Here is an 11,070-nt window from a genome sequence, read left to right on the forward strand (position 1 = left end):
ACCGCGCGTATTCCGAAGCTACCCGAGTGAAAGTCCGCGGCCCACCCCCTATGTCCCCCCTGTGTCGATCCCGGATTTCCACAGTTTCGGTGCCGGTATATCTCCTGCTAGGAATGCGGTGGACGATGTCGATTGAAAAGGTGGCGTGATGAGCCGGCTGCTCCTGATCAACGGTCCCAATCTCGGCATTCTGGGACGCCGCGAGCCCGAGATCTACGGGACCGACACACTGGCGGACATCGAGAAGGCCGTGTCCGAGGAGGTCGCGGACCGAGGGTGGACCGTGACCGCGGTCCAGGACGATTCGGAGGGCGCACTCGTCCGCGCGGTCAACCACAATCCCGACACCGTGGGCGCCATCGTCAATCCGGGTGCGCTCATGATGGCGGGCTGGAGCCTGCGCGACGCGCTCGCCGCCTACCCGAGTCCCTGGATCGAGGTGCACATCTCCAACGTCTGGGCCCGGGAGCGGTTCCGGCACGAGTCGGTTCTCGCGCCCCTCGCCGGGGGAGTCGTGGTCGGGCTGGGGTCGTACGGCTACCGGTTGGCGGCGAAGGCGTTGCTGCACCTGGTCCGGTGACCCGCGGCGGTACGGCGGGACGGCGGGGTGCCGGAGCAGACCGCTCCGGCACCCCGCCGACGCGTTCCCGGGGTCAGGCGCTCGGCATGGCCGCCAGACAGTCCTTCACCACGTGCTCGGGAATCTCACGCACCAGCTCGGCTCCGTCCGGCCCGTCCAGGACGAAGGCCAGGTCCCCGTTCGCCTTTTTGTCCAGTCGCATCAGACGGATCAGCGTGTCGATGTCCGCACCGGAGGGCAGCCGCCAGGGCAGCCGGTAATGCCGGACGACGTCGAGGTGCTCGTCGACCCGGCTCTGGTCGATGCGGTCCAGCGCACCGGCGAGCCTGCCGGCGAACACCGTGCCGATCGCCACCGCCTCGCCGTGCCGGAGGCCGAAGCCCGTCTCCAGTTCCAGTGCGTGCCCCAGGGTGTGGCCGTAGTTCAGCAGGTGCCGGAGACCGGAGTCGCGCTCGTCGGCCGAGACGATCTCCGCCTTCCGCCGCACGCTCCCGGTGATCTGCTCGACTGTGGGGAGGTCGCGCAGGTCACCGGCGCCGATGAAGTGGCAGCGTGCGATCTCGCCGTAGCCGTTGAGCCACTCGCGCTCGGGCAGCGTCTGGAGGTAGTCGGTGTCGCACAGCACGGCCCTGGGCTGCCAGTACGCGCCGACCAGGTTCTTGCCCTCGGGCAGGTTGACGGCGGTCTTCCCCCCGGTGCTGGCGTCCACCTGGGCGAGCAGCGTCGTCGGCAGGTGGACCACGGGTATCCCCCGGTGGTAGAGGGCGGCGGCCAGCCCGACGGTGTCGGTGGTGGTGCCCCCGCCGCAGGAGACCACCACGTCGCCCCGGCTCAGTCCGGCGTCGGCGAACCGGCGGCACAGCTCACCGACGGTGGCCAGCGTCTTGGCCCGCTCCCCGTCCTGTACCTCGATCACCCGGTGGGAGATCCCCGGGGAGGGGACCCACTCGGCGGGACGGGCGGCGACGACCACGGCGCGTTCCGCTCCGAGGCCGGCCACCACCTCGGCCAGCCTGTGCCGGACGCCGGTGCCGATGAGGACGTCATAGGACCGCTCCCCGAGGTCCACCCGGACCCGGCCGGTCTCCCGCTCCCCGCCGCGGGCGCTCACGCGTGCCCGCCGGAGGCTGCGACCGGGACGGGGGAGGCGGTCCGCTCGGCCAGCTCGCTCCGCAGGGCGAGTGCCGCCGCCGCGCCCTGGGCGGGTGGGACCCCGAGCCGGCCGTGCGTGGCTCCGGCCTGATGGAAGATGAGGTAGGGCTCCGGCAGGCCGTTCCCCGGCCGCTGGTGGCGGATGGCCCGCCGGGTGCGGTCCAGGTATCTCAGGCGGGCCTTCGACGGAGCGTGCGGCACCGCGGCCCTTCGCATGTCCGTCTCGGCCGCCAGCTTCTCCCGCTCCCACGGTGAGAGCCCGGCCGACCAGCTCTGCCAGCACTGGAAGAGGAACCCCGGCCTGGCGGCCTCCGGGAGCAGTTCGACGATGCCGCGCAGATGGGAGGTTCCCAGGTCGAACGCCTTCTTTGGCCCCGGTTCGCCGCCCGGCGGCACCGAGAGGGCGAACTCGGTGGAGACCGCGGCCAGTTCGTCCCGCACATCCCGCCCGCTCTCGTGCGGATGGTGGACCGGACGCGGGACGTCCTGCTCGACGACGGGCCGCCAGGGGGACTCGGGCTCCGAGCGCAGCAGGTCCGCGGCCGCGCGGCGCACCTCGGGCGTGGAGTCGAGCCACAACTCCACCGACGGGCCCGTGGCGTCGTCCTCCCGGGAGAAGAAGCAGCAGGCCGCGGAGTCGGCCGACCGGACGTACCGCGCCAGGCGCGGCAGCACGGAGGGCGGGGGCAGGGGTCCGCCTGCGGTTCCGTACAGGCGGACGAGAAGCCATCGATGTGCCAAAGCGTTCCACCTCGATCATCGCTGGGGCGGTCCTCAATCGTCGCCGATCGTAGTGATCGCCGCTTCCGGCGTGCAATTGGCATGAGAGGGGAGAACCTGCCGGGGAACAAATAAGGGAGTGTTTAGGGGTACGCCTAGGGGTTCTCCTCTCCGGCTTAATGAAGCCATGTATCCGACTGTTCAGATGGAAATACCCGGGTGGCATCCCGGACTCCCCCCGAAAACGATGGGAAGGCTTTCCGAGGCCCTGAGCCGGCCCGCGGCGCAGCAGCCCGGCTGGCCCGACGCGACACAGGTGCGCTCGGTGTCCGCCTTCCTGGCCGCTCTGCCTCCGCTCGTCACGCCCGGTGAGGTCCGGGCACTGCGGCGGGACCTGGCACGCGTCGCGCGGGGGGAGGCGTTCCTGCTCCAGGGAGGGGACTGCGCCGAGACCTTTGCCGGCAACACCGAGGAGCACGTCCGGGGCAACGCCGCGACGCTGCTGAGGATGGCCGCGGTGCTGGCCGAGGGCGCCGGCCTGCCGGTGGTCGGTGTCGGGCGGATCGCGGGCCAGTACGCCAAGCCGCGCTCCAACGCCACCGACGGCCTGGGCCTGCCGGTCTACCGCGGCGACATCGTCAACTCGGCCGCGCCGGATCCGCGGGCGCGCATCCCCGACCCGGTGCGGATGGTCCAGGCGTACCAGGACGCCCGAAGGACGCTCGACATCCTGCGATCCGGGCGCTCCGCCGGGATCTACACCAGCCACGAGGCCCTGCTGCTCGACTACGAGTGCCCCCGACTGGTGCCGGACCCGGACGGAGGGCCGCGGCTGTACAGCGGGTCGGCGCACCTGCTGTGGATCGGCGAGCGCACCCGGCAGCCCGAGGGCGCGCACATCGCGTTCGCCGGCCTGCTCGCCAACCCGGTCGGGCTGAAGATCGGTCCGGGCACCACACCCGAGCAGGCGGCCGAGTACGCCGAACGGCTCGATCCCGAGGGGGAACCCGGACGGCTCACGCTGATCAGCCGGATGGGAAGCGCCCGGGTGCGGGACGTGCTGCCGCCCATCGTCGAACGGGTGACCGCGACCGGGCGCCGGGTCGTCTGGCAGTGCGACCCCATGCACGGCAACACCCACGAGTCGGCGACCGGATACAAGACCCGGCACTTCGACGACGTCCTCCACGAGGTGGAGGGCTTCTTCGAGGTGCACCGCGAGCTCGGCACCCACCCGGGCGGCCTGCATCTGGAGCTGACCGGGGACTCGGTGACCGAGTGCCTCGGCGGGGTCCGGGGAATCACCGCGCACGGTCTCGCCGAACGCTACGAGAGCACCTGTGACCCGCGGCTCAACGCCCACCAGGCGATGGAGCTGGCCCACCGCGCGGCCGGGTTGTTCGGTCGCTGAATGTGAAAGGCACATCGATGTGCCCGTGTCACAGCAAAGTGCCTTCTTCCGCTCCCTTTCACGGGAACGCATCATGTCTGCTGTAACAAACGGTGCACTATTGGAGGCGACCGGAAATGGGCCAGCCCGCCCTGAAAAACACCAAGTCATCGTGGCTGACGATCAGTGTGCTGTGTCTCGGCCAGATGATGATCGTGATCGACCAGAACATCGTCAACGTGGCACTGCCGACGGTCCAACGCGGCCTTGGTTTCTCCTCCGAGAACCTCGTCTGGGTCGTCAACGCGTACGTCATCCCGTTCGGTGGCCTGCTGATGCTGGCGGGACGACTCGGTGACCTGATCGGCCGGAAGATCGTATTCCTCACCGGTGTCGCGCTGTTCAGCGTCTCCTCCCTGCTGTGCGGCTTCGCCACCACCGAGGCGATGCTGATTCTGTTCCGGTTCATCCAGGGCGTCGGAGGCGCGATCGCGTCCGCCTGCATCCTCGGTATGGTCGCGACCATGTTCTCCGAGCCGCGCAAGCAGGCTCAGGCGATCGGTGCCTACAGCTTCGCGTCCGCGGGCGGCGGAGCGGTCGGGCCGTTGCTCGGCGGTGTGCTCACCGACATGCTGAGCTGGAACTGGATCTTCTTCATCAACGCCCCGATCGGCGCCGTTCTCATCCTGGTCGGTCTGGGCAGGATCGAGAGGGACCCGGGGCAGGGACTGAACAAGGGCACCGACTTCATGGGCGCGGTACTGATCACGGCCGGCATGATGCTTCTCGTCTACACGATCGTCGACGCGGAGCGGGCCGGCTGGGGTTCGGTCCGGACGCTGCTCCTCGGCCTGCTGTCCATCGCGCTGCTCGTCGGTTTCGTCGTCCGCCAGGCCACCGCGGCACAGCCCCTGCTGCCGCTGAAGATCTTCCGCTCCCGGAGCCTGACAGCGGCGAACATCGTGCAGTTCATGATGATCGCGGGCATGTTCGGCCTGCTCTTCTTCGGCACGCTCTACCTGCAGCGCGTACTCGGGTACAGCCCGTTGGAGGCGGGTCTGGCGTTCGTGCCCATCGCGGTGGTGATCGCGACGGTCTCCCTCGGCTTCTCGGCCCGGCTGATCACCAGGTTCGGCCAGCGTCCGATGCTGTTCCTGGGCCTCGCCCTGATCATCGCGGCTTTCGTGATGCTCTCGTTCATCCGCGTCGAGGGTGTGTACGTGGTGGACTTCATGCCCGCGAGCGTCGTCATGGGCCTGGGCTTCGGACTGGCCGCGCCGGCCATGATGGGGCTCGGGATGTCCTCCGTCACGCCCGCCGAGTCGGGCACCGCCTCCGGGCTGTTCAACACCACGCAGCAGATCGGCGGCGCGATCGGGCTCGCCGTGCTGAGCGCGGTCGTCACCGCGCGGACGAGCGACCTCACGGCCGCGGGCAAGAGCGAGGCGGCATCGCTGGTGGGTGCCTACCAGTCGGCGTTCCTGCTCGGTGCCGGATTCGTGCTGCTGGCCCTGATCATCGGAGTCGCGATGCTGAGGAAGCCGGAGGCGGGGGCGCAGCCGCAGGCGAGCGAGCCGGTGGAGCCCCGGGAGAACCTCGTGACCCCCTGAGCCGCTCCGGCAGGGACACGTCCGCCGCGGTGGCGGACCGGTCGCACACGGCGGAGGCCGGGCCCGTGCCCGGTCTCCGCGCTTCTGCGCGCCCGGCGGCGTCCGTCCGGTCGGCGCCGTCCGGGTCGTGTCCCCGGCAGGCGATTCCGTGCCGTGCGGGCCCGCGGAGGGACGCGAGGAGGAGACACCGAGGGACGAGGGCACCGACTCCCCCTCGCAAGCGGCAGGTGCCCCGGGCGTTCACGCCGCCCGGGGCACCTCGCAGGAACAGGCCGTGGAACCCCCGCTTCCGGCGGGGGTCAGGGGTGCAGGCGCCCGAGGACCTCGGTGACGGTCCCCAGGACCTCCTCCTGCTGTTTCTCGAGGTAGAAGTGACCGCCGGGGAAGGTGTGCGCCTCGAAGTGACCCGTGGTGTGGTCGCGCCAGGCGAGCGCCTCCTCGCGGGTGGCGTGCGGATCGCTGTCCCCGACAAGGACGACGATCGGCGCGCCGATCCTGGTGTCCGTGCCGCGCCGGTACCGCTCGACGGCGCGGTAGTCGCTGCGGAGCGTGGGAAGCACCATCTCGAGCAGTTCCCTGTCCCGCAGGACGCGGGAGTCGGTGCCGCCCAGCGCGCGTATCTCCTCGACGATGCTCGCGTCGTCCCGCAGGTGGACGTTGTCCTCGCGGAAGCGGCTCGGGGCGCGGCGCCCGGACGCGAACAGCACCACCGGGCCGGTGCCGTCCCGCTCCATCAGGAGGGCCACCTCGAAGGCCACGGTGGCGCCCATGCTGTGGCCGAAGAGCGCCACCGACCGGCCGGGGCCGCCGATCCCGGCACCCGCCAGCGCGGCGTGGGCCTGCCGCGCCAACTCCCCGATGTCGTCGATGCAGGGGGTGTGGCGGCGTTCCTGGCGTCCCGGGTACTGGATGGCCATGACCTCGTAGGAGGGGTCGAGCGCGGCGGAGACGGGGGAGTAGTACGTGGCCGAACCGCCGGCGTGCGGAAAGCAGACCAGACCGAGGCGGCTCTCCGGCGCCGGACGGCGGTAACGGCGTATCCACTGCTCCGCTTCGGCGGCTGAGAGAGTCATGTGAGTTTCCTCCAGGAAATGGTCGCAGCGGCGCCAGCGTGGCACGGGCCGCGCCTTCGGACAACCCCTGACAGCCCCCGGTCCGATGGTCTCCGCAATCCTTCGCGTGATTTCCGGTCGATTTCCGGACGGTTCCGGGAAAACGAGGGAACGCGCGGGAGCGGGCTTGCCGATGACTCGCGCGCCACCGGCCCGGGGAACCGGGAATTCGCCGGACGCCGTCGCGCGTGCCGGTGCCGGACCGGGCGGCCCACCGCCGGAAGTCCTCCCCGGCGCGGTGTCCTGCCCGGGAACGCCGCCGTGCACCCCGGCTGACCACCCGTCTGCCGTTCCGGTGCCGGTGGCGACGGAGGTAGGAGGCCCGGACGCCCTCCGCCGGCCGGTGGCTGCGGAGGCGGCGCCACAGGGGGTGGTTAGGGGTTACGGCGAATGCCCCCTCCTTCGTACCGTTTCAGTGCACCGAAGGGACAGATAATATGCTGAGCAGGAGAAATGTCCTCAAGACGGCGAGCAGTCTGGGTCTGGTTGCCGCCGCCGGAGGTATACCGACCGCTGCTTTCGCCTCGGCAGTGCCGAAAACGCCGTCCGGAGACAAGTGGGAGCGGCTGCGAAAGGCACTCACCGGCGATCTGATCCGTCCCTCGCACAGGGATTACCAGAACGCCAAGATGGTTTACCTCGGTGAATACAGCGTGGTGAATCCCCAGGGCGTCGCCTACTGCAGGACGGTCGAGGACGTGCGCACGTGCCTGCGGTTCGCGCAGGACCACGGGGTGGAGGTGCGTACGCGCAGCGGCGGCCACAATCTCGCCGGCTGGTCGACGGGCGAGGGGCTCGTCATCGACATCTCGGCCTTCCGGCAGGTCCGTGCCGGCGGCAGTACGGTGCACGTCGGCCCCGGGGCGAAGGCCATCGACACCCTCGCCGCACTGGAGCCGCACAACAGGCAGATCGTGACCGGCACCTGTCCGACCGTGTGTCCCGGAGGCTTCATCTCCGGCGGCGGCATCGGACACCAGACCCGCAAGTACGGCACCGGCTCCGACCGGCTCGTGTCGGCCCGGGTCATGCTCGCCGACGGCTGCCTGGTGCACACCTCGGCCACCGAGCGGCCCGAGCTGTTCTGGGCGCTGCGCGGTGGCGGCGGCGGCAACTTCGGCATCGTCCTCGACTTCGAGGTCCGCCCGATCGAGCAGCCGCGCGGGGTGTTCTTCGACACCTCCTGGCCCTGGGACAAGGCCCAGGAGGTGATCGAGGCGTGGCAGCAGTGGAGCGTGTCCGGTCCTCACGAGCTCGGCTCCGCGCTCCTGGTGGCCCTGTTCGACGCCGCACCGGGCCAGGTCCCGACCGTCATGATCAACGGGGCTTTCTGGGGGCAGCAGAGCGCTCTGGAGGACGGCCTCAACGCGATGGCCTCGCAGGCCGGCACCCAGCCGGTCGGCAAGGACGTCAAGGAGCTCTCCTACGGTGACGTGATGCGCCGGGTGTACGGCTGCGGGCAGCTCACCACGAGCCAGTGCCACCTCGTCGGTCAGACCCCCGACGCCGCGCTGCCCCGGAACGGTGTGCTGCGCGAGCGGACCAGGATCTACGAACGTCCGGTCACCGGGACGGTCCTGGCGGACGCGCTGGCCTCTTACGACGGCGACCGGCAGGCCGGGCAGACCCGCTTCCTCAGCTTCACCGCCACCGGCGGCAAGGCGAACGAGGCCGGCCGGACCGAGACCGCGTACTGGCACCGCGGGGCTCAGTTCATGACCGGGTTCGCTGCGATGACCCCGTCCGCCTCGCCTCCCCCGGAGGAGGAGGCCGCCATGGTGGACTGGGTGGACCGCGGATCCCAGGTGATCGACCCCGCCTCCACCGGTGAGGCGTACGTCAACTTCCCCGACCCCCGGCTCGCCGACTGGCGGCGGGCCTACTACGGGGACAACTACGCGAGGCTGCTGAGGGTCAAGGAGGCCTACGACCCGAACAACGTTTTCCACCACGGCCAGAGCATCGGCAGCTGACCGGGACGGAGGAAAGCGGACATCAGTTACCTGGGGATCGACGTCGGGGGGACGAAGGTCGCCCTGCGTCTCAAGAGCGGCACCGGCGGAGACGGGGCCACCGTCGAGGACACCTTCCGCTGGACCGCGGCCTGCGATGCCGCCGGGGATCTGGAACTGCTCGCCGAGCGGGTCCAGGTCCTGCTGCGGCACCGGCCGGCACCGCTCAGCGGGGTCGGGGTGGCCATGCCGGCGATCTGTGACGCGAACGGCACGGTGCGCGCCTGGCCGGGACGGCCGAGCTGGGTCGGCCTCGATCTGGAGGCCGCCCTGGCGCGGATCTTCCCGGACACCCCGGTGGCCCGTGCCGACGACGGCGATCTCGCCGCGCTGGCGGAGTCACGGGAGGCGGGCTGCCCGGACTTGATGTACCTGGGGGTCGGCACCGGCATCGGGGGCGGAGTGGTCTTCGAGGGCCGCTTCTGGCCCGGCCCGGCCCGGGGCTCATGCGAACTCGGCCACCTCGTCGTCGACGGGAACGGAGCGCGGTGCGACTGCGGACGGCGGGGCTGTGTGCAGGCGGTCGCCTCGGGACCGGCCACCCTGCGGCGCGCCGCCGGACTGCGCGGCCGGGAGGTCGCCTTCGCCGAACTGGTCGAGGGGGCACGGGCCTCCGCCTTCTGGGCGAGAGCGGCGATCGACGAGAGCGCCGCCGCTCTCGCCCGCGCCGTGATCGGCGTGGGTGAGCTGGCACAGCTCGATCTGGCCCTCGTCGGCGGCGGGTTCGCCGCCGGGGTGCCGGGGCTGGTGGAGTCGGTCGCCGCGCAGGTGGAGGAACTGGCCCGGCCCGGGAGCAGGCGGATACGGGTCCGTCCGGCGGCGCTGGGCGGCCGGTCCTCGCTGTACGGCGCGGTCCTGCTCGCCGAGGAGACCTTCGGACCGGTGCCGGCCGGCTGAGGCGGGCAGTCCGCGCCGACCGCCTCCACGACCTGTGCCCGCACGGACGGCGCGACCGTGCGGAACGGCAGTCCGGGGCATCCCGTCCGCCCCGGCGTCCGGCGGACGGCCCGGTCGCCTCCGGCCGGTCCGTGCGCCTGTGGTGGCCCGCTCGCGGGCCGGTATGCCGGAGCCGACCGTTCGGCGGGACAGAAGGAGCTGAGACGATGGAACGCAGGACGAGGTCATCGCAGTCCGGGCTGCCGGTCGAGCCGGTCTACGGACCCGGGGCGCTCGGGGACTGGGACGCGGCGAGCAGGCTGGGCGAGCCGGGGGCGTACCCGTACACCCGGGGCGTCTACCCGAGCATGTACACCGGGCGGCCGTGGACGATGCGGCAGTACGCCGGGTTCGGCACGGCGACCGAGTCCAACGCGCGCTACAAGCAGCTCATCGCCAACGGCACCATGGGTCTGTCGGTCGCCTTCGACCTGCCCACCCAGATGGGCCACGACTCCGACGCGCCGATCGCGAGCGGCGAGGTCGGCAAGGTCGGCGTGGCGATCGACTCGATCGAGGACATGCGGGTGCTGTTCGACGGCATCCCGCTGGGCGAGGTCTCCACCTCGATGACGATCAACGCGCCGGCGGCCGTGCTGCTGCTGCTCTACCAGCTCGTGGCCGAGGAGCAGGGCGTGCCGGCGGCGAAGCTGACCGGCACCATCCAGAACGACGTGCTCAAGGAGTACATCGCCCGCGGCACCTACATCTTCCCGCCCAGGCCCTCGCTGCGGCTGATCTCGGACATCTTCAAGTACTGCCGGGCCGAGATCCCGCGCTGGAACACCATCTCCATCTCCGGCTACCACATGGCCGAGGCCGGGGCGACGCCCGCGCAGGAGATCGCCTTCACCCTGGCCGACGGCATCGAGTACGTACGCACCGCGGTCGCGGCCGGCATGGACGTGGACGACTTCGCGCCGCGGCTCTCCTTCTTCTTCGTCGCCCGCACCACGATCCTGGAGGAGGTCGCCAAGTTCCGCGCGGCCCGCCGGATCTGGGCGCGGGTGATGAGGGAGACCTTCGGCGCGAAGAACCCCAGGTCGCTGATGCTGCGCTTCCACACCCAGACCGCGGGGGTGCAGCTCACCGCCCAGCAGCCCGAGGTGAACCTGGTGCGCGTGGCCGTGCAGGGCCTGGGCGCGGTGCTGGGCGGCACCCAGTCACTGCACACCAACTCCTACGACGAGGCCATCGCGCTGCCCACCGACAAGTCGGCCCGGCTGGCGCTGCGCACCCAGCAGGTGCTGGCGCACGAGACCGACGTGACCGCCACCGTCGACCCCTTCGCCGGGTCCTACGTCGTCGAGAGGATGACCGACGAGATCGAGGAGCTGGTCACCGGGCTGATCGGGAAGGTCGAGGAGCTGGGCGGCGCGGTGGCCGCCATCGAGCACGGCTACCAGAAGGGCGAGATCGAGCGCAGCGCGTACCGCATCGCCCAGGAGACCGACTCCGGCGAGCGGGTGGTCGTCGGGGTCAACCGCTTCCAGCTCGACGAGGAGGAGCCCTACGAGCCGCTGCGGGTGGACCCGGCCATCGAGGCCCAGCAGGCCGA

9 protein-coding genes are annotated in these 11,070 nt (G+C 71.0%); 6 read left to right on the forward strand and 3 right to left on the reverse strand.

What is annotated here, in order from left to right:
• The first annotated feature begins 148 nt into the window (after positions 1–148).
• The gene (locus CUT44_RS08545; protein WP_100201575.1) at positions 149–580 is read left to right on the forward strand and encodes a type II 3-dehydroquinate dehydratase; all 432 of its coding nucleotides are present in this window, start codon (positions 149–151) and stop codon (positions 578–580) included.
• Between the two features lie 73 nt (positions 581–653).
• On the opposite strand, the gene CUT44_RS08550 is transcribed toward CUT44_RS08545, so the two are convergent.
• Both CUT44_RS08550 and CUT44_RS08555 read right to left on the reverse strand, forming a co-directional pair.
• A complete protein-coding gene (locus CUT44_RS08550; RefSeq protein WP_100201576.1) occupies positions 654–1,691 on the reverse strand; it encodes a 3-dehydroquinate synthase family protein in 1,038 nt (345 codons plus the stop codon).
• Positions 1,688–2,473, reverse strand: coding sequence for a hypothetical protein (locus CUT44_RS08555; protein ID WP_146252186.1), 786 nt, complete (start codon positions 2,471–2,473; stop codon positions 1,688–1,690). The genes CUT44_RS08550 and CUT44_RS08555 overlap by 4 nt, the downstream gene beginning before the upstream one ends.
• A gap of 226 nt (positions 2,474–2,699) precedes the next feature.
• On the opposite strand from CUT44_RS08555, the gene CUT44_RS08560 reads away from it, so the two are divergent.
• Positions 2,700–3,863, forward strand: a complete 1,164-nt coding sequence (locus tag CUT44_RS08560) for a 3-deoxy-7-phosphoheptulonate synthase (RefSeq protein ID WP_233221314.1) — start codon at positions 2,700–2,702, stop codon at positions 3,861–3,863.
• A 116-nt stretch (positions 3,864–3,979) separates the two neighbouring features.
• Positions 3,980–5,452, forward strand: coding sequence for an MFS transporter (locus CUT44_RS08565; protein ID WP_100201579.1), 1,473 nt, complete (start codon positions 3,980–3,982; stop codon positions 5,450–5,452).
• Between the two features lie 299 nt (positions 5,453–5,751).
• Here CUT44_RS08565 and CUT44_RS08570 read toward each other — a convergent pair whose 3' ends face one another.
• Positions 5,752–6,525, reverse strand: coding sequence for a thioesterase II family protein (locus CUT44_RS08570; RefSeq protein ID WP_100201580.1), 774 nt, complete (start codon positions 6,523–6,525; stop codon positions 5,752–5,754).
• A gap of 668 nt (positions 6,526–7,193) precedes the next feature.
• Here CUT44_RS08570 and CUT44_RS08575 point away from each other — a divergent pair.
• The 3 genes from CUT44_RS08575 to CUT44_RS08585 all read left to right on the forward strand — a co-directional run.
• A complete protein-coding gene (locus tag CUT44_RS08575; RefSeq protein ID WP_233221315.1) occupies positions 7,194–8,537 on the forward strand; it encodes an FAD-binding oxidoreductase in 1,344 nt (447 codons plus the stop codon).
• Positions 8,538–8,573: 36 nt separating this feature from the next.
• Positions 8,574–9,473 (forward strand): ROK family protein, encoded by a 900-nt coding sequence (locus CUT44_RS08580; protein ID WP_269846173.1) that lies wholly within the window; start codon positions 8,574–8,576, stop codon positions 9,471–9,473.
• A gap of 206 nt (positions 9,474–9,679) precedes the next feature.
• Positions 9,680–11,070: acyl-CoA mutase large subunit family protein (locus tag CUT44_RS08585; RefSeq protein WP_100201583.1), on the forward strand; the 1,391-nt coding region annotated here is incomplete at its 3' end.

Source organism: Streptomyces carminius (genome assembly GCF_002794255.1).
Classification (GTDB): Bacteria; Actinomycetota; Actinomycetes; order Streptomycetales; family Streptomycetaceae; genus Streptomyces; species Streptomyces carminius.

What these genes read in the sequence shown, in the direction of transcription:
- CUT44_RS08545 (WP_100201575.1), top strand. Translation starts at nt 149, where the DNA reads ATGAGCCGGCTGCTCCTGATCAACGGTCCCAATCTCGGCATTCTGGGA.
- CUT44_RS08565 (WP_100201579.1), top strand. Translation starts at nt 3,980, where the DNA reads ATGGGCCAGCCCGCCCTGAAAAACACCAAGTCATCGTGGCTGACGATC.
- CUT44_RS08560 (WP_233221314.1), top strand. Translation starts at nt 2,700, where the DNA reads ATGGGAAGGCTTTCCGAGGCCCTGAGCCGGCCCGCGGCGCAGCAGCCC.
- CUT44_RS08575 (WP_233221315.1), top strand. Translation starts at nt 7,194, where the DNA reads ATGGTTTACCTCGGTGAATACAGCGTGGTGAATCCCCAGGGCGTCGCC.
- CUT44_RS08570 (WP_100201580.1), bottom strand. Translation starts at nt 6,525, where the DNA reads ATGACTCTCTCAGCCGCCGAAGCGGAGCAGTGGATACGCCGTTACCGC.